This window comes from Pseudomonas sp. PSKL.D1, from assembly GCF_028898945.1.
Lineage (GTDB): Bacteria > Pseudomonadota > Gammaproteobacteria > Pseudomonadales > Pseudomonadaceae > Aquipseudomonas.
Genome location: NZ_CP118607.1, coordinates 3,282,438 through 3,306,804 on the forward strand (window position 1 = coordinate 3,282,438; position 24,367 = coordinate 3,306,804).

Below are 24,367 nucleotides of genomic sequence, written 5' to 3' on the forward strand. Positions count from 1 at the left end.
CAACTGCGCCAAGTGGGGCGCGTCCTTGTGGTGAGTCCTGAACGCACCGCGGGGAGCCGGCATGCCCCCCGCGGTGGACTGCAACGCCAGCCTCAGTTACGGCTCGGGTAGATACCTTCCAGGGCAATGATGAAGTTGATGCCCAGGTAGGGGTTCTGCACGGAAAACGGCTGCGGGTTGCCGCCCACGAGGACGGTATGCTGCGGCACGGTGACGTCGAAAGGTTTCAGGTTGGTGTTGGCTGCGGCACTGGAGTAGATATCCGCGGCCGCCCCCGAGCCGCTGGTGTCATAAGGCTTGGCCAGCACGTTGGCCGGCGACGGTGCAGGCGCATTGGCATCACCTTCCACTGCCGGAATGGACACCGAGATGGTCTGGACCGGGATTGTCACTTGCTGACCCGGCGCGTTCGTCGACAGCAGCGTGACGGTGTTGGCACCCGCTGCCTGGCCCTGCACGATGTTGGGCAGCCCAGGCCCGGTACCGAAACCGATCGGCGCACGGCCGCGCAGGTCTGGCAGGGCGAAGGTAGTCTGGCCATCGCCGCCATACTGGGTCCCGAGCAGCGCAAACAGCGCGTTGTTCGAGGCAATGCTCATTATCTGGCCTTGGCAGAACGCCCAGCCTCGTGGCGGAAAGTTGCCTGCGAACATCTTGATCTCACCGAGGAACGGATCCATTTACTGCTCTCCTATAACTACCTGCAAGGCAGGCCGAATGGCCCGCGAAAGTGGGTTCAGGGGCGATGCATCTTCAGGTACAAACCGTTGTCGTCCACGACGTCAAAGCCGTTGCGCCGGTACAGCCGCAACGCCGGGTTTTGCGGTGTTACATGCAAACCCGCGCTCAGGCCCTGGCGGTCGGCCTGCGCCAGCCACTGCGCAAGCAGCCGGGTGCCGATGCCCTGGCCTTGCCAGGCGGGCAGCAAGGCCATGTCGATGATGTGCAGGTGCCGCTCGGCCCAGTGCAGGTAGGCACGGCCGATGCGTTCACGGGGGGTTTCGATGATGGAAAAGCAGGCGTCAGGGTACTGCGCCTGGTAATGGGCGTGCTGGGCGTGGTGCTGCTGATCGAGAAAGTGCCCGATCACTGCCGAGTCCCACCCCAGCGCGGCCATTTCGGCAGCCCGAGTGGTGCCGTACAAGGCACGCAGGAACGCCTGGTCGGCGTCCGCCATGGGACGCAGAAGCACCTCGGAAGTCGACATCGCTCACGCTTCCCTGCTCAAGTTACCCCGGGGTGAGGGGCGCACATCCTAGTGAATTGTCCTACGAGATGGCGTGGAGCGTAGCTGAATAAAAAGGCACATTGCCACCACCGCTTAGGCAAATGGCAATCTTTTCTCAAACGGCCGTTCTAACCCTTTTGACACCCTTTTTCAAGCCTTTTGCAAGCGTATGATTTCCAAGCCGTTATAGGCTTCGAGCGCCCATTGGCGCACACTGGCGCGCAACGCCTCACCGGCTTCCTGGCGCTTGCGCTCACTATCGGCAGTAAAGCTCACGGACGGTTGCTTGGCGTCGAACCCGGCCACTTCACGCAACCTTGGCACTGCGTCCGGGGTCACCCCGAACGCCGGGGCCAAGCGCCCCCACAGCGCGTCCGGCAGCTCGCTGTAGTTGACCGCAATGCCACCGTGGTCGCGGCACAGCACCAGGCCAGCCTTGAGGGTTTCACCGACCATCCGGCAGGTGTACTGCAGCGTGTCCATGCCCTGGCCGCCCGCGAGCAAGGTATCCAGGGCCGAGGCGCCGAGCAGCCCTGGCACGCGCTGCATGCCGGCCTGGCGCAATTGCGAGACGACAATCTCCAGCGGGTCGCGGTAGAGGAAAATCCGCGGCACCTGGGGATAGAGTCCGGCCAGCAGCGGCGCCTCGAAGACGTTCCAGGCATCCAGCTTGATCACCAGCTGGCGTTCCTCGCCGTGGCGGCGCTGGCCATAGGCCGATAACAGCGCGCGCACGGCCTCGGCCTGCCAGCCCTGCGCGCCTGGGTCCTGCAAGGGCGCACGCAGCAGGTTGTCCAGCGGCGGCGGCTCGGACAGCACGATGTTGTGCGCCTGGCTGGCCAGTAGCTGGGCGATCAGCGTCGAGCCACAGCGCGAGGCATGGAACACCAGTGCCGACGGCGCCAGGCCCGGGCTGCGGGCGTGCCAGTCAAACAGGGCCTGAAGGTCGGTTTCGCGGCGCATGGCCTGGTTGAACGGCAGACGCAGGGCCTGGTCGACATCATCCCGGAAAAAGGGCCGGGTCAGGCGCTGCTGGCCGAACCAGCACCAGTCCAGGCGCCATTCGCCCTCGCGGCGCCACAGCCGGATAGGCAGCCAGCCGTGAAAGTCACTCACACTCGCCATTGGTCGCTCCATGCCTGCTTGCCCTGGCGCATGGCGCTGTGCACTTCGGCGTCAGAAAAGTCCAGGCCGATGCGCGCGCCCAGGGCGACGGCCTCGGCCACGAAGTCGCGCGGGTCGCTCAGTGCCTGCAGGCGGGCCGCCAGCTCAGGCGACTGCGCCACGCACTGGCGGAAAGCGTCAAATGCCTGCCCTGCCCGGCCCGGTTGCAAGGCCGGCGTCTGCGCCCGCCCTTGCTCGATCAACGCCAGCAGCCAGCCGTCAGGCAGGCAATCGAGCACCAGGTGAATGCGCTCGCCAGGGCCCGGGTTGCTTACCCGGTGCGGGCGCGACAGGTCGATGAACCAGCACTCGCCCGGGCGCATGGGCACCTGCAAGCCGTCAACCAGGAACTCGACCCCTCGCGGGCTCAGCAGCGGCACATGCAGGCGCAGCGGGCCGCCGGGGCGGCCCAGGTCCGGGTCGCGGTGCTCGTGGATCCGTGCACCCGGGCCCAGACGCAGCAGGCGTGCCGCCCGCAGGGTTGCGCGAAACGGCGCCAGCACGGCCTGCCAGGCCGCCTCGTCCAGCCACCAGCCCAGGCACAGTGCCTTGCCTTGGCCAGGTGCCAGCGGCACCGGCGCATCCTCGGTGCTGACCAGCGCCACCCCGCTCCACTCGCCCTCGTAGTAGCCGGTGTTGAAATGGCTTTGCCAGGCTTGGGCGGGCACCTTCTGCAAGGCCTGTAGCAGGGCCGCCAGGTCGATGGCCAGGGGTAGCCGGGCACAGCGCGGCAGGGTTGCGTCGGTCATTGGTGCTCCCTCCATGGCTTAGAAACCACTTTCACGCACACCCAGCGCCGCCAGTCGACGCCAGGCCGCACCCAGCAGCGACTCGCGGCCGCCATCGAGCACCACCATGCCGCGAAGTGGCTGCGCCACATCGGCGGTGTCGCCCAATGCCGACAGCTGCACACCGTACTGCGCCTGCAACGGCTCGGCGCGTTGCTGGCCATCGCGGCGCACGGCAATCGGGCCGTGGCGGTCGGACGCCAGCGCCTGCTGGTCGAGGTAGGCCACACCGGTGGCATCCACTTGCTGCAGGCGCACCGCCAGCGCAGCGCGGGACGGGTCATCGGCAATGAATCGCCCCTCACTGCCCGCCGCCACCCGCCACAGGTCGGCCTCGGCCAGGTAACCGCGCAGGCGCACGCCCGGCTCGACCACCCGCCCCAGCGTCAGCGCGGTGTTCACCCACTGCCCCGGCGCCAGGTCGGCCGGCAGGTCGCGCAGCACGCCCGTGCGCGGTGCGCGCAACAGCAGGCGCTCGCGCTGGGCGGCCAGGCCACGGTATTGGGCCACCGCCTCGGCCAGTTGCTGCTCGATCACCCCGGCATCGCTGGCCGTGGCGCTGCGCCCGGACTGGCGACGCAACAGCAGCTGCAGGCTATCGATTTCACGGCGCACGATGGCCTGGCGCGAATCCAGGTCCGGCGACTCCAGTTCCAGCAACAGCTGGCCCTGGGTAACCGCCTGGCCATCGCGTACCGGCAGGCTTTTCAGCCGCGCCGCCACTGGCGCATGCAGGGCGCTGACCCGCGATGCTTCAAGCATCGCCGGCACTTCCACGCCACCGCGCCACGGCACCACCAACAGCGCCAACAGCAACGCCAGGCCGGCGCCGATGCGTAAAGCCTTGCCAGGCTGGGCCTGGGCGCGCTGTTGCCACCAGTGCTGCAGTTCCTTCCACACCGGCAAGCCAATGAACCAAACCAGTTCCACCAGCATCAGGAAGATCCCCAGCACCTTGAAGAACAGGTGGTACACCGCCAGGGCGATACCGAAGAACAGCACTGCACGCCAGATCCACGCTCCATAGCCCCACACCAGCAGGCGCCGTCGCAATGCCGGCGGCCAGGGTTCGGGCATCGGCTGGCCATAGCCGAACAGCGCCTCACGCAGGCGCCAGCGGCACAGGGCAAAGGCCCGCTGCTGCAGGTTCTCGACACCCCACAGGTCGCTGACCAGAAAGTAACCGTCAAACCGCATGAACGGGTTGAGGTTGACCAGCAAGGTGGTGATCCAGGTGGCGCTGGCCAGCATGAACGCCGCCGTGCGCAGCGGCCCGTCGGGCAACAGCGACCAGGCCAGCAGCGCCAGCACCGCCAGCACCAGTTCGGCGAACACCCCGCCAGCATCGATCAGCAGCCGCGAGCGCCGATCACTGACGCGCCAGGCATCACTGACGTCGGTGTAGAACATCGGCAGCATCACCATGAACGCCAGGCCCATGCTCTGCACCCGGCAGCCGGCGCGCTTGGCCATGTAGGCATGGCCAAACTCGTGGCACAGCTTGGCGAAGCCCAGGGCGAGGCCAAAGGCAAGCAGGCCGCCGAGGCTGAACAGGTGCGGGAAGGTGGCGACGAAGCGCGACCAGTCGCGCATCACCAGGAACAGGCCGAGCACCAGCAGCAATGGCAGGCCAGCCCTGAGCAGCCAGCCACCGTGGCGTTCGAGCACAGGCCAGGTGCGATTGAGAAAGGCGTCCGGGCGCCACAGGGGGATGCGGAAGAACAGGTACTGGTGCAGGGCCTTTTTCCACAGCCCCTGGTGGATTGCGGCGGCCTTGCCGGCATAGCTCTGGCGCTGGCGCGGATCCTGCGCGGTGAGCAGGTCGTGATGGCCGAGAAAGGTCAGCAGGTCTTGCAGTGCTTCACCATCCAGCGGCGCACCGGGCTCGCCATTGGCGGCGTCGAGCACCTGCTGCGGCTCCCCCAGCGGCCAGTGGCGCAGCAGGCGTACCGCCGCCGCACCCAGCTTGAAGTAACGACCCCGCAGCGGGTCGGCCAAGGTCCATTGCGGCGCGCCGTCCAGTGCCGGGGCGGCCGGCGACAGCTGCAAGTCCGCCCGCAGCGCTGGAAGCATCACAGCCCCAGCCCTTGGCGCACTGCTGCCAGCGGGCGGCGCAGCAGGTAGTAGGCCAGTGGTGCGCGTTCGCCGTAGAGCTTGGCCGTGCCGCGCAAGCCGATACGTGGTGGTGTGTCGGTGAAGGTTGCATCCAATCGGTAGGCCAACTGCCCCGCTGCAGTCGCCTGGGCTTCGTAGGCAGCCCGTTCGAGTGTGGCCTGGTGCCGATGCAGCGGGTCGCTGTCGAGGAACAACGCCACCTGCGCATCCGGCTGCAGGGCGATGGCATCCCCCACCGGCAACTCCAGGCGCAACTCGGCCTGGGCAGGGTCGGCCAGTTGCATCAGCCGCTCGCCGGTCTGCACCGGTTTGCCGGTCCAGCGCTCGGCGTCGGCAAACACCGCGATACCTGCTCGCTCGGCGCGGATCTCGCTGCGCGCCAGCAACTGCCGGGCATAGTCGAGCTCGGCGCGCTTCTGCTCCATCCGCGCGGCCAGCAGGTCCAGGCGCGCGCTGGAGTCGGCATCGGTGAAGGCTCGCTGGGTGCTGGCCTTGAGTTCCGCTTCGGCAACGCCCAGGGCACGCTCGGCCACATCGGCCTGGGCCTTGAGCGTGGTGGCGTCGAAGCGTACCAGCAGGTCGCCGGCCGCCACGGTCTGGTTGGGCTTGACCAGGAATTCGGCGATCACGCCGTCCAGCGGCGCCGCCACCACCCAGCCGCCGCGCGGCACCACTTCGGCTGGCGCCAGCACCGACTGGCGCACCGGCACCATCAGCACCAGCAGCGCCGCCCCCAGCACCGCCAGCACGCGCCGCCGAGGCCAGCGCAGGCGCCATGGGCGAACCGGGTCGAGGGCCTGCCAGGCGTGTGCATAGGCGTGGGCCAGCTGCACCAGCAGCGAGTGCTCGGAAACGTTGAAGGGGTGTTCACGGGCCAGCCACAGGCCACCGAACGGGCGGCCCTGGCGGTCGAGCAACGGCAGCCAGTACGCCTGCCCGGCCGACAGGTCCTGCCAGTCGGCCAGGGCCTGGGCATCGAGCATCGAGGGCTCGACGGCCCCGGCCTGGCCAGCCACACCCGCCGCCTGCAGCCTGCCAGCGGCACACTCGACAAAGGCCACGAACGGCGCATTGGCCTCGACTACGCTGATCCCGGTCAGCGCCCGCACCTTGCCGGCAATCAGCAGGGCGGCGTGGCGAAAGCCGAACAGTGCCTGGCCGTCGTTGACCATGGCGAATGCCAGCTCTTCAGTGGTCGCCGCCTCCCGGGCTTGGCGCTCCAGGCCGAGAAACAGGGCGAACGCGCGCTCGGCCGCACCACTGGCGACGTTCATGGTTTGTCCGCAAAGCTGGCGGTGCCGCTCATGCCGGCCAGCAGGCCGTGGGCATCGGTGGGCAGCTCGCCGATCAGCAGCAGCGTCTGGCTGCCTTCATCGATGCGCGCGCCCACCCGCTTGACCTTGGCCGCCAAGGGCTGGCCGGTTTCATCGGGGGTGAACTGGAACACCTGGCCAGGCTTGACCCGGGCCAGCCAGCGCGAAGGCACCAGCAACTGGATCTCCAGCGAGCGGTTATCCACCACTTCCAGCAACGGCGCGCCATTGGCGACGCTTTCGTGAGGTTGCGCGCGGCGCTGCACCACCCGGCCGTCGAACGGCGCGGTGACCACGCAGCGCTTGACCTGCACCTGATACACCTGGGCTTCGGCCTGGGCCTGGGCCTGCTTGACGTCGGCCAGCGACACTTCGAACTGGCCCACGGATTTCAACGCGGCCAGTTGGCGGTTGTGGTTGAGCTCTTCGCGAGCGGCGCGCACGGCGGCCTGGGCAGCGTTGAGCTGGGCCTGGTAGGCCGAGCAGTCGAAACGGGCCAGGGTGCTGCCCTTCTTGAAGTCTTCGCCGTCGGCGTAGGGCATCTCGACGATGCGCCCGGCCAGTTCACTGGCCAGCACGGCCTGGTCGCGGGCACGCAGCACGCCACGGGCATTGTGCCCATTGCCCGCCTCGGCGGTGGCGTGCGGGGTATCCAGCAAGGGGTCGCCAGGGGCCTCGCTGGCCCAGGCCAGCGGCAGGTGCAACATACTCAGAACCAGAGCCAGCCGAATCCCACGACACATGTTGCACACTCCCTTGCGAACACAGTGGCCGGAGTGTACGAGAAAACTGATGGCACGGATACATCACGCAGATGAAGTTCACACGGGTGCAATTTGCAGGCCGTCAGCGCTCGACTGTCACGTTCCGTTGCAGCATCCAAGGCATGGAATTGCAGTGGTCAACTCATCCGGTGTCCGGGGTTGGTAGACCACTACATAGAAAGCCTGGCAGCAGGCGAGACGACACGGGCTTCAAAACCGGGGCTTGACGGCTTTCCAGTCCGGCCGATAACGCTGCATCTGCTTCACGTCATCGCGCTGACGAATGCCACAGCTCAGGTACTGGTCGTGCAGCTTGCCCAGCTGGTCATGGTCAAGCTCCACACCCAGGCCCGGTGCACGGGTAATGCGCACGCAACCATCGATGATCGGCAACTTGCCGCCTTTGATCACCTCTTCGTCCGGCTCCTGCCATGGATAATGGGTGTCGCAGGCGTAGTCCAGGTTCGGCACCGCCGCCGCCACGTGGGCCATGGCCATCAGGCTGATGCCCAGGTGCGAGTTGGAATGCATGGACACGCCCAGGCCAAAGGTTTCGCACATTTTTGCCAGCGCTTGGGTGTCGCGCAGGCCGCCCCAGTAATGGTGGTCGGCCAGCACGATCTGCACGCTGTTCTGGGCAATGCTACGGCGTAGCTCGTCAAAGTCGGTGACTACCATGTTGGTCGCCAGCGGCAGGCCGGTGCGTTTGTGCAGCTCGGCCATGCCGCCCAGGCCCGGGGTGGGGTCTTCGTAGTACTGCAGGTCGTCACCCAGCAACTCAGCCATGCGCACGGCGGTTTCCAGTGACCAGTTGCCGTTCGGGTCGATGCGCAGCGGCATCCCGGGGAACGCTTTCTTCAGCGCCTTGATGCACGACACCTCGTGCTCAGGCTCCAGGGCACCGGCCTTGAGCTTGATGCTCTGGAACCCATAGGCCTCGATCATGCGCCGCGCCTGGGCGACGATCTGCTCTTCGCTGATGGCCTCGCCCCAGTTGTCCGCTTTGTACGGCGAGTCGATGTGCTGGGCATACTTGAAGAACAGGTAGGCACTGAACGGGATCTGCTCGCGGATTGCGCCACCAAGCAGGTCCACCAGCGGCACGTTCAGCGCATGCGCCTGCAGGTCCAGAAACGCCACTTCAAAGGCCGAGTAGGCATTGCTCACCGCTTTGCTGGCATGGGAACCGGGCGCCAGTTCGGCACCGGCCAGGGTCGCGGGGCGGTGTGCGGCCACCGTGGCCTGCACAATGGCACGCAATTGGTTGAGGTTGAACGGGTCAAGCCCTATCAGCTGTTGCTGCACCGCTTGCTGGATGGCCAGCGCGGGCGCATCGCCGTAGCTCTCCCCCAGGCCAATATAGCCGGTATCACTTTCGATCTCGATGATCGAGCGCAGGGCGTAGGGTTCATGGATGCCGCTGGCATTGAGCAGCGGTGGGTCACGAAACGCAATGGGGGTGACGGTGACGCGGACAATTTTCAAGAGGCAGCTCCCTGTGGGCCGTTACGCATGGCGTGATGATGGGTTTCGGTGTTTGGGGCAACCTTGGCAATCGCCCGCCCCGGGGCGCCGCTGCGTGGCGTGGTGCGGGCCAGGAACACTGCCGCCGCCGCCAGCAGCGACGTTGCCGCCAGGCCGTACAACCCGCCCTCGATGGAACCGGTGGTTTGCTCAAGGAAGCCGAACGCAGTGGGTGCAACGAAGCCGCCGAGGTTGCCGATGGAGTTGATCAAGGCAATGACCGCCGCCGCGATCCGCGCATCCAGGTAGCCTTGGGGGATCGGCCAGAACAACGCCGAGGCGGCCTTGAAACCGATAGCGGCAAAGCAGATGGCAACGAAGGCAAACACTGGCCCCCCGGTGGTCGACATGAACATGCCAAACGCCGCAATCACCAGCATCAGCGCTACCCAGGCTTGCTGGTGCTTCCACTTGCTGGCCATGGCGGCGAACACGTACATCGCCACGATAGAGATCAACCACGGGATCGAGTTGAACAGGCCGACCTCGAAGTCGCTGAGGCTGCCCATTTTCTTGATCATGCTCGGCAACCAGAAGGTCGCGCCGTAGATGGTCAGGGCAATGGAGAAGTAAATGAAGCAGAACAGGGCAATCTGCTTGTCGGCCAGCAACCTGAACATCGACGGCCGGCTGACCTGGTTCGCTTCGCGGGCTTTCTGCTCCAGCGCGATGGCCTCGATCAACGCATCCTGTTCGGCTTTGCTCAGCCACTTCGCCTCACGCGGGTGCGACTGCAACCAGAACCACACAAACCCGCACAGCACCACCGAGGCAAAGCCTTCGATCAGGAACATCCACTGCCAGCCATGCAGGCTCAGGCCCTCGATGTGCAGCAACCCACCCGACACTGGGCCCGAGATGACCGACGCTATGGCCGAGCCGCTGAGGAAGATGGCCATCGCCTTGCCGCGCTCGGCGGCCGGCAGCCACTGGGTGAAGTAATAGATGATGCCCGGGAAGAACCCGGCTTCGGCAGCACCCAAAATAAAGCGCAGCACATAGAAGCTGGTTTCGCCGCGCACGAACGCCATGGCCATCGCCGCCGCGCCCCAGGTGAACATGATGCGCGTCAGCCAGGCGCGGGCGCCATAGCGCTGCAACAGCATGTTCGAGGGCACTTCGAAGATCGCGTAGCCGATGAAGAACAGGCCGGCACCCAGCCCGTAGGCGGCCGCTCCAATACCCAGGTCGGTTTCCAGGTGGCTGCGCACGAAGCCGATGTTGACCCGGTCGATGTAGTTGACGATGAACATGATGACAAACAGCGGCAGCACATGGCGTTTGACCTTGGCGGCCGCCTGGGCGAGCACGGCAGGGTCTGACGCGGCGTTTGAGGTGTTCAAGGTGGACTCCCGTTCTTTGTTTTTTTGGGGACGCACCGATCATGGACGCCAGGCATTGTTACTGTCTAATCTAACCTGGCATCGGATTGATATACGGATTGGATCAATGTTCGAACTCTCGCAACTTCGCTGCTTCACTACCGTGGCCACGGAGCTGAACTTTCGCCGGGCGGCGGAGCGGCTCAACATGACCCAGCCGCCGCTCAGCCGGCAGATCCAGCTGCTGGAGCATGCGCTGGGGGTGGAACTGTTCACCCGCACCACGCGTACGGTTGCCCTGACCGCGGCAGGCCGGGCGTTCTTTATCGAGGCGCAGAACCTGCTGGAACGCGCTCAGCAGGCTGCCGTCAGCGCCAGGCGTTTTGCCCAGGGTGATATCGGCACGGTGAATGTCAGCTTTGTCGGCAGCGCCGTGTACGAGTTTTTGCCCAAGGTGATTGCCGAAGCCCGCCTGAAGCAGCCACAGGTGAAGATCGAACTGTCGGAGATGAACACCTACCAGCAGCATGAAGCGCTGCGTGCCCGCCGTGTCGACCTGGGCATCGTGCGGGCGCAGTTGCTGGAAACTGGCTACGCCAATGAATGCCTGGTGCGCGAGCCGTTCGTGCTTGCCGTGCACCGTAGCCACCCGCTGGCCCACGCAGGGGAGGTGTCCATCCAGGACCTGGATGCGCAGCCGTTTCTGATGTACGCCCACTCGGCCTACCCACCGTTCAACGAACTGCTCACCGGCAGGTTGCGCTCGGCACGGGTGGCGCCGCAGTTCGTGCAGTGGCTGGGGTCATCCCTGACCATTCTGGCGCTGGTCAATGCGGGGATGGGGCTGGCGTTGGTACCCCGCTGCGCCAGCAGCGTGGTGTTCAGGAATGTGGTGTTTCGCGAGATCGACCTGGGCGAAGGCGTGCTGAGCGAACTGCACCTGGTGTGGCACCAGGACAACGACAACCCGGCCTTCGCCATGTTGCTGGAGGGCATTCGCACGGCCGCCCGTGAAGGGTGGCCTGCCACAGGGTCATCACACTAAATGCAATACACGCATAATACTTAACAATGTAAATCAGCAATACAAATAATTAACATAGAACCAAAAAGACTTTTACAGCGCTCATTCATGCGATTACGGTCTTAGCTTTCTGCCGTCATTCAGGGAAGAACCCCATGAGCCATTCGATCATCGCCAGCCAGCTCGACTCCCAGGCCAACCAGACCCTGCGCGATCGGTTGGCGGACCACGAGGTCATCGACATCGCCCCCGGCCAGCTGACACTGGACGTGCCCGCCGACGTGTTCATCGTGCGCCCGATCAACGTGCGTGGCCAGCGCGTGGACACGCCGCCGCCCGGTTGGCCCTGGGGGCTTAAATGGGTGCAACTGGTGTCCTCGGGTATCGACTTCTACCCCGACTGGGTGTTTCGCGGCGCACCGGTCACCAGCGGCAAAGGTGCCAACGCCGAGTACGTGGCCGAGTTCGCGCTGGCCCTGGTGTTCGCGGCCGCCAAGCAGCTGCCGGGCCTTTGGGTCAATAACGCCGACTGGCGCCTGACGGCGCTTGCGCCGGTGCATGGCCGCACCTTGGGCATCCTTGGTTTTGGCAGCATCGGCCAACACCTTGCGCGCAAGGCCGTGGCACTGGGCATGCGGGTGCTGGCCCTAAGCCGCCCCGGCCAGCCCATCGCCGAGGTGCCAGGGGTTGAACAGGCCGACGACTTGAGCGAGTTATTCGCCGGCAGCCACCACCTGGTACTGGCAGCGCCGCTCACCCCCGCCACCCGCGGGCTGATCAACCGCCAGGTGCTGGCTCATGCGCGCCCCGGGCTGCACCTGATCAACATCGCGCGTGGCGGCCTGCTTGACCAGCAGGCCTTGCTCGAAGCGCTCGACAGTGGCCTGGTCGGCCGGGCCAGCCTGGATGTGACCGACCCCGAACCACTGCCCGCCGGGCACCCCTTGTACCACCACCCGCAGGTGTTCCTGTCGCCCCACACGTCGGCCATTTCCGAAGACGGCTACCCGGCGTTTCTCGACGCCTTCATCACCAACTTCCACTGTTACCGCGAGCAGTTGCCCCTGGCCAATCTGGTCGATACTGACCGCGGCTACTGATCAGCGGAGTGCGTTTAACTGCCCTGATTAAAATGCGCATATTGCATTTTGTGAATCAAACTACATTAGCTGCTTACATACTTAACTTATAAGAAAACAGACTTTCACTACTCACTGAAAGACCATTAAGTTATGTAGACCGACCCCGACCTGGCGGAGGCAAATGGATTTGTGCCAACCGCCGCCGGGCCTCGCCATGCGTCCGCCCGCCCTGTTGCACACATCCGAACCCACTATCCTCGGAGACTGCAACATGGGATTGTCCCGTAGAGACCTGATCGCCCGACTCGCTGCCATCGGCGGCTACTCGGCGGCACTCGGTGCGTTGGGGCAGAACGCCCTGGCCGCCACGTTCGAACCCCTGCAACTGGCCGCCAATGGCGGCAACGGCAAACGCGTGGTGATAGTCGGCGCTGGCATCTCAGGCCTGGTTTCGGCCTATGAACTGCGCAAAGCCGGCTTTTCGGTCACGGTGCTTGAAGCCCGCGAGCGCGTTGGCGGGCGGGTCTGGACCCTGCGTCAGGGCGACCGCATCGAACACAACGACGGCTCCACGCAAAGCGTCAAATTCGACCAGGGCCAGTTCTTCAATGCCGGCGCCGCGCGCCTGCCCAGCCACCACCTGACCATCCTCGGCTACTGCCGCGAGCTGGGCGTCGAACTGCAGGTGCTGGTCAACAGCAGCCGCAACGCCCTCGCCCAGCCAAACCTGGCCCGCCCGCCGCTGCTGCTGCGCCAGGCCGTGAACGACACCCGCGGGCACTTCAGCGAACTGCTGGCACGCAGCGTCAACAGCAACAGCCTGGACGCAGAGCTTGATGCCGGGCAGCGCAAGGCCTTGCTGGATTTCCTCAAAGTGTATGGCGACCTCGACAGCCAACAGCAGTACCGCGGCTCGGTACGCGCCGGCTACACGCGCTTCGCCGGCGCCGGCGACCAAACGCCGATCCAGCGCCAGCCGGTGCCCCTGGACCAGTTGCTGGACAGCAACTTGCTGCTGCCATTGGTATTCGACGAAATCCCCGAGTTCTCCTCGACCATGTTCCAGCCGGTGGGCGGCATGGACCAGATCCCCAAGGCGTTCTACCGCCAGGTCAAGGACAGCGTGCGTCTAGGTGCAGAAGTACTGGGGGTGGAAACCAGCGAGCACGGCAGCAAGGTGGTGTGGCGTGACCGCAAGAGCGGCAAGCAACATGTCGAACATGCCGACTATGCCATCGTCACCCTGCCCTTGCCGCTTTTGGCGAAACTGCCTAACAACTTCAGCACAACGTTCAAACAGGCGATCGCCAGCGCTGAGGGCGACAAAGCCAACAAGGTGGCCTGGCAGGCGCCGCGGTTCTGGGAAACCGACTTTCAGATTTACGGCGGCCTCAGCTACATCAACCACGAGGCACGCACCCTCTGGTACCCCAGTGACCGCCTGAACAGCGCCCAAGGCGTACTGGTGGCCACCTACAACACCGGCGCTGTGGCCCAGCAGTTCGCCGCCAAACCGTTGGAAGCGCAGATTGACTCATCGCGCCAGGCCGTGGAGTCACTGCACCCGGGCCACAGCCACAAGCTGGCCCGGCCGGTGGTGGTGAACTGGTCGAAGATCCCGTTCAGCGAAGCACCGTGGATTGTCCACGACGAAGTCGCCCAGCCCGGTTACGACCTGCTCAACCAGCCCCAAGGCCGCACATGGCTCGCCAGCGATGCCCTGGCCCATGGTGGGGTCGGTATCTGGCAGAACAGCGCCGCCGAATCCGCCCGCCGTGTGGTCGGCCTGATCGCTCGCCATGCCAGCCAGACCACCCGCGGCGCTGCCGCCTGACCACAAGGATCATCTTCATGCCTCGTCTTCTTCTGCTTGCCGGAGTGCTCATGTCCCTCACCCTCAATGCCCATGCCGACAGCATCAAGCGGGTGGCCCCGCCCGGCTCCAACTTCCCCATTTCGCAACTGGTCACGGTGCCGGCCGGCAGCCAGCTGACATTCATCAGCGGCACCCTGCCGGATGTGGCCGACCCCAAGGCCCCCAAAGGCAGCATCGCCGCCCTGGGCAATACCGAGACACAAACCCGCTCGGTACTCAACAAGCTGCGCACCGCACTGCGCAGCCAGGGCCTGGACCTGGGCGACATCGTCCAGCTGCGGGTGTTCCTGGTGGGTGACCCGGCCAACGGCGGCAACCTCGACTTCGCCGGGCTGCAAGCGGCCTACACGGAGTTTTTCGCCACTGCCGACCAACCCCGCACGCCCACCCGCACCGCCTTGCAGGTGGTAGCGCTGCCGCTGCAGGGCGCGCTGGTGGAAATCGATGCCATCGCGGCCAAGGCGCCCTGAGCGCGCCACACCGCCCAACAAGGAACTGCGTGCATGAAGCAAGCCTTTACCACTGCCTCGCTGCTCCCCGTGGCCTTCGCCGCGGGGTTGCAGACTGCCCCGACACTGGCCGACGAACCGGCCGGCCAGGCCCTGGGCACGGTGATCGTCACCGGCAACCGGGGCGCCGAAAAGCGCACCGTCACCACCAGCCCCGTACCAATCGACGTGATCAGCGCCAAACAATTGCAGGAAACCGGCAAACCCGGCCTGATGGAGGCGCTGAGTGCCAGCGTGCCATCGCTCACACTGCCGGAAAAAACCGGCTGGGATGCCAGCGGCATGGCCCGGGCCCCCAACCTGCGCGGGCTCAACGCCGCCCAGGTGCTGGTGCTGGTCAACGGCAAACGCCGCCACACCAGTGCCACGCTGAACATCAGCGGCATCAACGCCGGCGCCGCGCCCAGCGACCTGGACCTGATCCCCATCAGCGCCATCGACCACGTCGAAGTGCTGCGTGACGGTGCCGCCGCGCAGTACGGCTCCGACGCCATCGCCGGGGTGATCAACGTGATCCTCAAGGCCGACACCAGTGGCACCGCCGTGACCACGGCCGGGCAAGGCTATGACGGCAAGAAACAGACGGTGCAGCAAAGCCTGAACAAAGGCTTCGAACTTGGCCGCGACGGTATCCTGCAACTGGCGCTCGATGCCCGCAGCCAGAACGACGACAACAAGGCCAGCGCCAATGGTTACAGCCAGGCCGAGGCGCTGGACCGGGCCGGCAAGGTCACCTACGGCGGTTACGGCACACCGAAAATCAACCTGCTGACCTTGGGCTACAACGCCGAGCTGCCACTGGCTGACGACCTGAGCCTGTATTCGTTCAGCACCTGGTCGTACCGCAAGGCTGAGCAAGGCCAGAACTTCCGCCTGCCAACCATCGTCAATACCATCACCACCGGGCCCAACGGGCGCCCGGCCGGCTACACGCCCACCTGGTACATCGAGGAGCATGACTACCAGGCGGCATTCGGCGCCAAGGGCCTGGCTGGTGAATGGGACTGGGGCCTGTCCAGTACCTACGGGCGCAACACTGCCGAACAGGGCACCTGGAACAACCAGAACCCGTCGCTGGGCGAGGCCACGCCCAGCCACTTCGAATCCGGTACCTGGGTCAGCTCGCAACTGACCAGCAACCTCGACCTGCGCCGCAGCTTCGAGGTCGGCCTGAGCAAGCCACTGGACTTCTCCTGGGGCCTGGAGCAGCGCCGCGACACCTACCAGGTGCAGGACGGCGACTGGGCCAGCTGGGCCGATGGCGGTTACTGCACCGCGCCTGGCAACTGCGCCTCATCCGGCGCCCAGGTCACCAATGGCATCTCGCCGAACGAGGCCACCAGCGCCAGCCGCAACAGCTACGCAGGCTACCTCGACGTCGGCTTCAACCCGCTGCCGCAGTGGTACTGGGGCGCGGCCGTGCGCTACGAGCACTATGACCGCGGTATTGGCGCAACCCGCAGCGGCAAGCTGACCACCCGTTACGAATTCACCCCGGAACTGGCCTTGCGGGCTACCGTCAGCAATGGCTTTCGCGCACCGTCGCTGGCCAACAGCCTGTTCAGCGCACGCTCCACCACCTATGGCGTGGTCAATGGCGTGTACCAGTCGATCAACTACGGCGTGCTGCCGGTGGACTCGGCGGCGGCCAAGGCTTTGGGGGCCGAAGCGCTGAAGCCGGAAAAGTCCACCAACTACAGCCTCGGCCTCACCTGGCAGCCCAGCGAGCGCCTGGCCTTCACCGCCGACGCCTACCTGATCAACCTGCGCGACCGCATCACCCTCACCGGCACGCTGCTCGGCCCGGAGGTCACCCAGACGCTGCTGGCCAATGGCATCGACTCCACCTCCGGCGGGCAGTACTTCACCAACGGCGCCGACACCCGCACCAAGGGCCTGGACCTGGTGGGCAGCTACGACCACGACCTGGGCCGCGCCGGCACGGTGAAGTGGACCGCGGCGTTCAACTGGAATGACACTGAAATCCTCAGCTACAAGGAAAGCGTGAACATCCTCGGCACCTCCTATGCGCTTATGGACCGCCAGGCGCGCAACCTGCTCACCGAGGTGCAGCCGCACACCAAGCTGATCCTGGGCGGCAACTGGCGGCTGGACCGCTACCGGGTCAACCTGGGGCTCACCCGGTATGGTTCCTGGCGCGAAGTGAACGCTGCCAACGACCGCTCACTGGACCGCGAGTACAAAGCGCGCTGGATCACCGACCTGGATGTGGGCTACCAATTGACCAAGGACCTGGAGTTGGCCGTGGGGGCACGCAACCTGTTCGATGTGTACCCCGAGCGCCAGTCGCCCAGCAGCAAGACCATGGTCAAGGGGTACGGGGTTTATTCGCCGTACGGGTTTACCGGAGGGTATTACTTCGGGCGGGTGACCTACAACTTCTGAAAAGGGACAACTTTAATTCAATACCGCTGCATCCAAACTGCCTCCTGGCGGGTATTAGCTACAGGGCAACACCTGTGTGCCCTGCCGATACCCACCAGGAGAACGCTCGATGAACATCACACACGTCTCGTTCCTGCTCGCTTCAAGCCTGGCACTGGCCATGCTGCTGCCAACCGCCCACGCCCAGACCGGCGTCCCCGACGCCGTCAAAGTGCCCGATGGCCACAAAGTGGCGCTGGAAACCGTCGGTGTCGGCGAAATCACCTACGAGTGCCGGGACAAAGCCAACGCACCAGGCCAGACCGAATGGACGTTCGTGGGCCCCAAAGCCGTGCTCAATGACCGCAACGGCAAGCCTGTAGGCGAGTACTTCGGCCCGCCCGCCACCTGGCAGGCAAAGGATGGTTCGAAGATAACCGGCACTCAGCTGGCAATCGCTCCAGCGGGCAAAGGTGACATCCCCTATCAACTGGTCAAGGCCAACCCCGCCGAGGGCAAGGGCGCAATGACCGGCATCAGCTTCGTTCAGCGCCTGGCCACGCAGGGTGGCGTCGCCCCGCAGAGCGCCTGCACGGCACAGAACAAAGGCGAGAAACAGATCGTGAAGTACCAGGCTGACTACATCTTCTGGGCCGCCAACTAAACGGCACGTGTACCGCTGACCTTCAGCTACGCTCATGGGCACTCCCCTGGCCAGTCGGCCGGGGGCTACCTGGCCCGAAAGGATTGCCCCAACCTTGAACCTGCCCACAACACCATTCGATTTTCAGCGCTGCCTCGAAGCCTGTGCCATGGGCGAGCGCAGTGCCTTGCAGGCACTGTACGACCATGAAGGCGCCCGACTGCTTGGGGTAGCGCGGCGCATTGCCCGCGACGATGCCACAGCCGAGGACATTGTCCACGATGCGTTCATCCGCATCTGGACCCGAGCCAACACCTTCGACCCGGCGCGCGGTTCGGCACGGGGTTGGATTTACAGCCTGACGCGCCACCTGGCGTTGAACTTCATACGTGATACCCGCCGTGAATCGGCGCTCGACGAAGCCGCGCTTGCTGACATTGCAGCGCTGGCCCCGTACCACGATGACATGGTGCTGCTGACCGACTCGGCGAAGGTGCACCGCTGCCTCGACAAACTGGAGCCAGCGCCGCGCACGTGCATCGTGCATGCCTACGTCGACGGCTGCAGCCACGCTGAAATCGCCCGCCTGCTCGGTCGCCCGCTGGGCACGGTCAAGGCCTGGATCAAACGAAGCCTCAACGCCTTGCGGGAGTGCATGGGATGACCACCGAGCCTGGCGACGACAACAGCCCTGACCTGGACCAACTGGCGGGTGAGTATGTACTGGGCACTTTGCCTGCCGAGCAACACGCTGCCGTACTCAAGCGCCTGGGCAGTGACCGGGCTTTGCGCGATGCCGTGGATGCCTGGGAACACCGCTTGCTGGGCCTGAACGCACTGGCCGCGCCCCAGCCCCCCAGTGGCCGGTTGTGGCAGCGAATCAGCCGGTCACTTGAAGACCGCCCTGCCCCACTGGCCTGGTGGCAGCGCCTCAAGCTGTGGCAGGGGCTGGCAGGGGCCGGTCTGGCAGCCAGCCTGGTGATGGGCCTGGCCCTATTGACTGCACAACCTGCGCCCACCACCTTCATGGTGGTACTGGTGGCACCCTCGACCCAATCACCAGGTTGGGTGGTGCAAGCCCGTGATTCGCAGCAGGTGCAGTTGATTCCCCTGGGCAAATCCGAAGTTCCGGCAGACAAAGTGCTGCAGTTCTGGACCAAGGGCGATCAATGGCAGGCCCCTGTGTCCCTTGGCCTGGTCAAGCCTGGTGAGCAGGTAACCGTGCCACTGGAGCGCCTGCCTGCGCTCGAAGCCAACCAACTGTTCGAACTGACGCTGGAAAAAGCAGGAGGTTCCACAACCGGGCGCCCGACCGGGCCGGTGCAGTTCATTGGCCGGGCGGTGAAAGTGATCTGAAGCAAAGCCAACGCAAACTGCTTCCCTTGATCGTGTGAAGGGTTCTACCCTGCCTCCATCGTGTGATCAGAGACCATGGAATGGAACTTCGACTGAGGAAGGCGTGCGTGACCGACCTTCCGGCCATCTACCAAGGCGAAGCGCATTATATTCGCACCTGGGAACCCGACCATGAGGCCGCGTGGCGTTGTCAGCTGGAACGGCACCTGACGCGCTGGGTGGAGCATTTCGATCGCTTTACCATTGCGGTCATCGGCGAGCGCTTTGCGGGTTACGCGTTGTGGGCGCCCGAGCATGATCACGCAGAACTGTGCACACTCGGCGTCAGCCAGGATAAGCGGCGCAGGGGTGTTGGCACCGCGCTGCTGAACGCGTATCTGATGGAGACGGCGCAGCAGGGGTTTACCCGCTTGCGGTTGAGTGTAAGGCCAGATAACCCCGCCAGGTTCATGTACCTGAAAGCGGGGTTCTCTTGTGTCGGTACAGCTGCAAACAACTACCTCATTTACGAGCGGCTGCGTTGATCAAACCCCCGGCCCGCGTCGCTTTTAGCGCGCTGCCTTGGATTCAGCCCGGATAGTTAAAGACAGCCTTGCAACTGCTCGGAAGGGCCGCCAAGTGCCGCTTGGCAGTCAATCACTCGCTTCACTCACCGCCTCCGCCGCCAGCTTCTCCCGCTCAGCCTTGCTGATGTATCTGGGCTTGTTACTACGCGGCGCCAGCTTGGCGCTGGCTTTCTTGGCATGGGCCTTGAGCAGTTGCTTGATCTTTTTCTGACGGTTCATGGTTGACTCGGGCAGGTTCGCGGTACGCATAGCATACCGTGCCGTAGCACTGATCACTGAATCTGAATGACGATCGTCTTGCGGCAACGATGCTGCCCTCCCTGAAGGGCAGCTATGCCTCGATTGTGGTCACTTGCCTGTGGCAACTATCGACTCAAAGCTGCACTTCCCGAAGGAGAGCTATCAGCCGATAGCAGTCAGTCGACTGATGGGATGCGGAAGATTAAGCTGGCGTTCTTTTGCGTGCACGGACGGGCGTATGGCTGAGATCTATCAGGGGAGTTGCTTATGTGCGAAGGTCAGATTCGAGCTAATCGGTCCACCTAAAGCAGTAAGTCATTGTCATTGCAGCCATTGCCGAAAAGGGCACGGAGCGTTGTTCGCTTCGTACGGCAGCGTTCCTCGCAGCGCGCTTCGAGTATTAGAAGGTTTTAGCCAGATCAAAGCCTATGCCTCTTCACAGAAGGTCGTGCGTGAGTTCTGTATGGAGTGTGGTTCGACCTTGTTCTGGTCACGATCGCACGGGGAGTTTGCCGGCTGGGTTTCGATAGCCTTGGGCACGCTCGACACACCCTTCATTCCCCATAAGCAAAAACATGTACATGCTGATGCCGCAGCCCATTGGTACACGCCAGCAAGCGACTGGGGCCGGATGCAGCCAAAGGTGAATGTCCGCTGCGGGTCGACTGCAGCCAGTCGCGACTGGCCGCTGTCGAGCTATTGCAGTCGTTCGCGCAAGCCTGGAAGATCTGTGCCTGCTGGATGAGATGACGTATGGCGACGATCGAGATATCAGAGAACGCTGACTGGAAGCTATTCGAAGACGTGGCCCAAGTCCTCGCTCAAGGGCTCGGCGGTTGCTGGGCTGAAAAAATTGATGGATTGGACCAGCGCTACTGGGATCTGTTGGTAGACGAACAGGTGCTTACCCTGCACCTTGAACACTATTTGGGCATTTCAGTGGTTGTTCCTGATGGCGCAGATGTGATCGCCCAACGAGTACGTGCGTTGCTCAGGCTGGATCAGCAGCGTTTTCAAGGATGATTCCATTCCAGCAAAGACCACTTCGGATCTTGACGACAGCTTCGTGTCGATACCGGCCTGTGATTATCCGTCGATTCCAGGCCAAACGACGGCCTGCGCCACGATCACATCCTTGCCGTTGAAGGTGAGTGCGGGCGAACCATGCAACCGGTATCCCAGTTCCAAGGCCTCACTGACCCGCCGGCAAAAGGCGGCGTCATCGGGGCCGGTCAGCACCCGATAAATTGGCAGTCCGTTTGGTGGTTGGCTCATCTCTACATTCCTTGCTTCAGGCGGCTTGCTTTGTGACGGATGATCTTGCAGGTGACGTTACTTTACTTCAAGTTCGCCAACATGGTTTGCCTACTACAGGCGTTGCAGCAATCGGCCATGGCACACGTCCGCGTCACGCCCTGAGAAAGTCAGTCGCGAAGCGTTACAGAATGACAAGGCCGCCCGGTGTACTGATGCTGGCCCTCAATACGTATCGCTCACCGCGCAATACACTGACAGGGCCGGTGAAGCCGATAGCCTCCAGTTGGCGCTCCACCAGGCCCGGATCAGGGTATGAAATCTCCAGGTGTTGCAACTGGCAGCCTTTATCATCGAGCCTTTGCGCAGGATGCTCCGCATCGCCCCAATCGATCAGGCTGGGAATCGCTCCCTCCAGTGGAAGGTGCCCGTCAGGCTGAATCGAAATTTTCCACGACAGCACTCCCCTGCTCATCGGCTCGACCTCTCCAAAAACCTTGCGCAGCCCCTCATCCGCGGTATCCAGCTGCTCCGTTCGAGCGACCCAATGGGCCAGCCGTGGTGATGCTTGCGCACTGAGCTCATCCAGCCCGAACCACCTCGGCCTCGTGGGCAAGGGGGCCATGCTGTTTGGCGCGATGACCTCCAGATAAAAAGAGTCGCCTAACCGCAGCAACAGGTTGTGAGTCCCCATGCGCACATGCTCACCACCCGGTTGCAACTGCACGCCAAGTTGACGTTCGACGAACCTGGCCCCCAGCGGCAGGATCGGTGAAACAACCACCAGGTGATCCAGGGTGCAACGCCTCATAGCCTTCTCTCTCCTTGTTCAGGTATGGTCCTGCCCCGAAACCGCCTGGCATTCATGGAGGAATCAATGCGGTTTTACATCTCTCATCCTGGCGTTGCCGCAATTGCAGGATGTTGGCTGAAGTTTTGCAATCCCTCGTCAATCAACAACAAGAGTCGGGTAGCGTGAAATTCCACCAAATCAAAGCACTGGTCGCGGTCGACCAATGTGGCAGCATCAATGAAGCATCGCAACGGTTGCATGTGACTCAACCGGCGTTAAGCCGCTCCATCAAGGAACTTGAGCGTGAACTGGGGCTGACCTTGATGCAGCGCACCTACAAGGGCATGTCGCTGACCGAAGAAGGCCGGCGCATCCTTCGCCACGCTCAGATGGCGGTGGAGAGCATGCGCCGGCTGCAGATCGAGGCTGATAACATCCACGACGCCGCCGTCGGCGAAGTGACTGTCGGCGTAACGTCCCTGACAGCGGTATTGCCAGAGTTCGGGCCGTGCATCAGTGATTTCCAGGCGAAAAACCCACGTGTACGGCTCAAGCTCAGCGAGCAGCGCCCAAGCCACATCGTCCAGCGGCTGCGCGACGGCTCCCTGGACTTTGCCCTCACGTCACAGCAAAACACGCAACGGCTGAACCTGGACTGGGAGGCCGTGCAACGCATCCAGGGCAATGTGTTCTGCAGCCCCGCCAACCCGCTGCGCCATGCGCGCTCGCTGCGTCAGCTGCAATACGCCAACTGGATAAGCCTGGATGCGGTTGACGATCGTTCCTCGCAGTTTTACCAGATGTTCGAGGTGAACGATGTCAACCCGCCGCAGAACGTCATCGAATGCTCTTCCCTACTGCTGGCATTGAGCTTGGTGGAGACCGCGAATGCGTTCATGACGCTCAGCGACTTTGCTGCAGCCAATACCCTCACAACCGGGCCGGCAGCAAGGCTGACTCGGGTCGAGGTGGAGGAAATCATTCCTGAATACCCTATCTACCTGGTCAGTGTCGATCGACACGCACTGACGTCGCCGGCCAGGGAGCTGTTCCATAGCCTGCGCGTCAGGCTGCAGCGCTAAAAGTGGTAATACATGCCGATGGCCACATTTTGCGGGTCATCGCCGCTTTGTTCGAGCGGTATGCCTGCATAGCTTACAGCTGAGTTGCGGTGGTTGGTAATCATTGCCAGGCGCCCATAAATCGCCCACTGCGGCCGCAGGAAGTGGTCATAGCCGAGCATCACCCCATAGGCATCCTTGTCGCCGAACTCGATGTCGCGCTTGACCAGCGCCAGGCGTGCGACATCGGCCTTGCCAACCGGTGCACTGAGGCCCGCGGTCCACGCCTGCATGCTGGGCGTGCCGTGATTGTCCACATCCTGGCGTTGCCAGGTCAGGCTGCCGGCCACCGGCCCGAAATCGCGGAACACCGACGCACTCTTGAAGTAGTTGTGGGTTTGCCGATTGTCATCCCCCCAAGGGTCACTCAGGTAATCGTTGTAAGACCCCAGCACAATCCACCGCGCGTTGCTGTACTGCACGCTCACGCCCTTGCCGCGCAGGGTCTTGCCTGAGCTGGCGGTGTCGTTCCAGCCAAAGCTCAGCGCGCTGCCCACGCTGATGCCCGCGAATTTGGGGGTGGTGTAGGCCAGGGTATGCTTGGGCCGCATGTCGAGGTAGTAGGCGCCGTTGCCCGCGGGCGGGCTGGTCAGGTAGGTGTAGGGTGACCCGTAGGTGGCCAGGAACGGGTCGGCGTAGGTGGGTGTGCCCATGCCGTAGGTCTTGCCGAACTCCAGCTTGCCGTAATCGCGCGAGCGCAGTGCTACCAGTGCCAGGCGCAAGCCGCCAATCTGCTTCCAGTGCTGCGAAAATGCCTGGCCGTTGACGTTGAAGCCTTCCTCCACGTCCATTTCGAGCACAGTGTCCGGGCCGAGTGCCTTGCGCATGTACAGCCCCAGCTTGTTGGTCCAGGCACCGCCCCCAGCAATTTTGTAGCCAGAATAGTGGCCTGAGTCCTGGTAGTTCACGAAGGCATCGACCGTGCCGTACACCTTGAGCTTGTCGTCGTAACCCTTGTCTACGTTGTAATAACCAAAGCCCGACGCTACCCGTCCTATTGAGGGAAACCCCTCAGCCTCGCCTGCCAATGGCAGCCCGAGCCCAACGAACATGACGGCCAGCGACCCGGTACGTGTAGCGAACGCCCCCATTGCAGCCTCTCCGTGCAAGTGTGTACGGGTTCGCAGCCTCCACGAAAATAAAAATGCCCGGAAATCGCCAATTTGATAAGGCTATGCCTTTTTGTTAATTGGCCGTGCGCAAAACGGGATAACACCGTTGCGTCAGCCGCCGCATGAGGCCGCCGATAACGTTAAACGGGGATTTTCTAGTCAATATCACTCACCGGCCGGGCAAGTAA

24 protein-coding genes and 1 pseudogene are annotated in these 24,367 nt (G+C 63.7%); 12 read left to right on the forward strand and 13 right to left on the reverse strand.

The window, feature by feature from the left end:
* Nucleotides 1-92 precede the first annotated feature (92 nt).
* The 9 genes from PVV54_RS14560 to PVV54_RS14600 all read right to left on the reverse strand — a co-directional run bounded on the left by PVV54_RS14560 (nt 93) and on the right by PVV54_RS14600 (nt 10,239).
* Nucleotides 93-680 (reverse strand): phage tail protein, encoded by a 588-nt coding sequence (locus PVV54_RS14560; RefSeq protein ID WP_274905920.1) that lies wholly within the window; start codon nt 678-680, stop codon nt 93-95.
* A 56-nt stretch (nt 681-736) separates the two neighbouring features.
* Nucleotides 737-1,207 (reverse strand): GNAT family N-acetyltransferase, encoded by a 471-nt coding sequence (locus PVV54_RS14565; RefSeq protein ID WP_274905921.1) that lies wholly within the window; start codon nt 1,205-1,207, stop codon nt 737-739.
* Between the two features lie 171 nt (nt 1,208-1,378).
* Entirely contained in the window at nt 1,379-2,353 is a 975-nt protein-coding gene (locus PVV54_RS14570) for a sulfotransferase family protein (RefSeq protein ID WP_274905922.1), read from the reverse strand.
* Entirely contained in the window at nt 2,341-3,141 is an 801-nt protein-coding gene (locus PVV54_RS14575; RefSeq protein ID WP_274905923.1) for an aspartyl/asparaginyl beta-hydroxylase domain-containing protein, read from the reverse strand. Before PVV54_RS14575 ends, PVV54_RS14570 begins: the two co-directional genes overlap by 13 nt.
* Nucleotides 3,142-3,159: 18 nt before the next feature.
* Nucleotides 3,160-5,256 carry an HlyD family efflux transporter periplasmic adaptor subunit gene (locus tag PVV54_RS14580; protein WP_274905924.1) on the reverse strand — a complete coding sequence of 699 codons (2,097 nt, stop codon included), beginning with the start codon at nt 5,254-5,256 and terminating at the stop codon, nt 3,160-3,162.
* Nucleotides 5,253-6,569 carry an efflux RND transporter periplasmic adaptor subunit gene (locus PVV54_RS14585; RefSeq protein WP_274905925.1) on the reverse strand — a complete coding sequence of 439 codons (1,317 nt, stop codon included), beginning with the start codon at nt 6,567-6,569 and terminating at the stop codon, nt 5,253-5,255. Before PVV54_RS14585 ends, PVV54_RS14580 begins: the two co-directional genes overlap by 4 nt.
* Complete coding sequence (locus tag PVV54_RS14590; RefSeq protein WP_274910440.1) at nt 6,566-7,315, reverse strand: efflux RND transporter periplasmic adaptor subunit; 750 nt, start codon at nt 7,313-7,315, stop codon at nt 6,566-6,568. The genes PVV54_RS14585 and PVV54_RS14590 overlap by 4 nt, the downstream gene beginning before the upstream one ends.
* A 267-nt stretch (nt 7,316-7,582) precedes the next feature.
* Complete coding sequence (locus PVV54_RS14595) at nt 7,583-8,857, reverse strand: glucarate dehydratase family protein (protein ID WP_274905926.1); 1,275 nt, start codon at nt 8,855-8,857, stop codon at nt 7,583-7,585.
* Nucleotides 8,854-10,239: an MFS transporter gene (locus PVV54_RS14600; RefSeq protein WP_274905927.1), complete on the reverse strand. Its 1,386-nt coding sequence runs from the start codon at nt 10,237-10,239 to the stop codon at nt 8,854-8,856. The genes PVV54_RS14595 and PVV54_RS14600 overlap by 4 nt, the downstream gene beginning before the upstream one ends.
* 106 nt (nt 10,240-10,345) lie before the next feature.
* Between PVV54_RS14600 and PVV54_RS14605 the strand changes: the two genes are divergently transcribed.
* From PVV54_RS14605 to PVV54_RS14645, 9 genes are all read left to right on the forward strand, one after another.
* Nucleotides 10,346-11,263 (forward strand): LysR family transcriptional regulator, encoded by a 918-nt coding sequence (locus tag PVV54_RS14605; RefSeq protein ID WP_274905928.1) that lies wholly within the window; start codon nt 10,346-10,348, stop codon nt 11,261-11,263.
* 134 nt (nt 11,264-11,397) lie between these two features.
* On the forward strand, nt 11,398-12,342 hold the full coding sequence (locus PVV54_RS14610; RefSeq protein ID WP_274905929.1) for a D-isomer specific 2-hydroxyacid dehydrogenase family protein: 945 nt from the start codon (nt 11,398-11,400) through the stop codon (nt 12,340-12,342).
* Nucleotides 12,343-12,595: 253 nt separating this feature from the next.
* Nucleotides 12,596-14,158 carry an NAD(P)/FAD-dependent oxidoreductase gene (locus PVV54_RS14615; RefSeq protein ID WP_274905930.1) on the forward strand — a complete coding sequence of 521 codons (1,563 nt, stop codon included), beginning with the start codon at nt 12,596-12,598 and terminating at the stop codon, nt 14,156-14,158.
* Between the two features lie 17 nt (nt 14,159-14,175).
* Nucleotides 14,176-14,670, forward strand: a complete 495-nt coding sequence (locus PVV54_RS14620; protein ID WP_274905931.1) for a RidA family protein — start codon at nt 14,176-14,178, stop codon at nt 14,668-14,670.
* Nucleotides 14,671-14,703: 33 nt separating this feature from the next.
* The gene (locus PVV54_RS14625) at nt 14,704-17,115 is read left to right on the forward strand and encodes a TonB-dependent receptor plug domain-containing protein (protein ID WP_274905932.1); all 2,412 of its coding nucleotides are present in this window, start codon (nt 14,704-14,706) and stop codon (nt 17,113-17,115) included.
* A 109-nt stretch (nt 17,116-17,224) separates the two neighbouring features.
* Nucleotides 17,225-17,758 (forward strand): DUF3455 domain-containing protein, encoded by a 534-nt coding sequence (locus PVV54_RS14630; RefSeq protein WP_274905933.1) that lies wholly within the window; start codon nt 17,225-17,227, stop codon nt 17,756-17,758.
* A 94-nt stretch (nt 17,759-17,852) separates the two neighbouring features.
* Nucleotides 17,853-18,401 (forward strand): sigma-70 family RNA polymerase sigma factor, encoded by a 549-nt coding sequence (locus PVV54_RS14635; protein ID WP_274905934.1) that lies wholly within the window; start codon nt 17,853-17,855, stop codon nt 18,399-18,401.
* Nucleotides 18,398-19,093, forward strand: a complete 696-nt coding sequence (locus PVV54_RS14640; protein WP_274905935.1) for an anti-sigma factor — start codon at nt 18,398-18,400, stop codon at nt 19,091-19,093. The genes PVV54_RS14635 and PVV54_RS14640 overlap by 4 nt, the downstream gene beginning before the upstream one ends.
* Nucleotides 19,094-19,200: 107 nt before the next feature.
* Nucleotides 19,201-19,617: a GNAT family N-acetyltransferase gene (locus tag PVV54_RS14645; RefSeq protein ID WP_274905936.1), complete on the forward strand. Its 417-nt coding sequence runs from the start codon at nt 19,201-19,203 to the stop codon at nt 19,615-19,617.
* Between the two features lie 108 nt (nt 19,618-19,725).
* On the opposite strand, the gene PVV54_RS14650 is transcribed toward PVV54_RS14645, so the two are convergent.
* On the reverse strand, nt 19,726-19,878 hold the full coding sequence (locus PVV54_RS14650) for a DUF2986 domain-containing protein (protein ID WP_274905937.1): 153 nt from the start codon (nt 19,876-19,878) through the stop codon (nt 19,726-19,728).
* 259 nt (nt 19,879-20,137) lie between these two features.
* On the opposite strand from PVV54_RS14650, the pseudogene PVV54_RS14655 reads away from it, so the two are divergent.
* Together PVV54_RS14655 and PVV54_RS14660 are read left to right on the forward strand one after the other, a co-directional pair.
* Nucleotides 20,138-20,518: pseudogene (locus PVV54_RS14655) on the forward strand (GFA family protein); the annotation flags it as partial.
* A gap of 134 nt (nt 20,519-20,652) precedes the next feature.
* Complete coding sequence (locus PVV54_RS14660) at nt 20,653-20,922, forward strand: DUF3630 family protein (RefSeq protein WP_274905938.1); 270 nt, start codon at nt 20,653-20,655, stop codon at nt 20,920-20,922.
* A 63-nt stretch (nt 20,923-20,985) separates the two neighbouring features.
* Here the strand turns inward: PVV54_RS14660 and PVV54_RS14665 are convergent, their stop codons facing one another.
* Complete coding sequence (locus tag PVV54_RS14665; protein WP_274905939.1) at nt 20,986-21,174, reverse strand: DUF1737 domain-containing protein; 189 nt, start codon at nt 21,172-21,174, stop codon at nt 20,986-20,988.
* A gap of 163 nt (nt 21,175-21,337) precedes the next feature.
* Entirely contained in the window at nt 21,338-21,964 is a 627-nt protein-coding gene (locus PVV54_RS14670) for a VOC family protein (RefSeq protein ID WP_274905940.1), read from the reverse strand.
* A gap of 164 nt (nt 21,965-22,128) precedes the next feature.
* Between PVV54_RS14670 and PVV54_RS14675 the strand changes: the two genes are divergently transcribed.
* A complete protein-coding gene (locus tag PVV54_RS14675; protein ID WP_274905941.1) occupies nt 22,129-23,028 on the forward strand; it encodes a LysR family transcriptional regulator in 900 nt (299 codons plus the stop codon).
* On the opposite strand, the gene PVV54_RS14680 is transcribed toward PVV54_RS14675, so the two are convergent.
* Complete coding sequence (locus tag PVV54_RS14680; RefSeq protein ID WP_446731416.1) at nt 23,025-24,158, reverse strand: porin; 1,134 nt, start codon at nt 24,156-24,158, stop codon at nt 23,025-23,027. The genes PVV54_RS14675 and PVV54_RS14680 overlap by 4 nt on opposite strands.
* Nucleotides 24,159-24,367 lie beyond the last annotated feature (209 nt).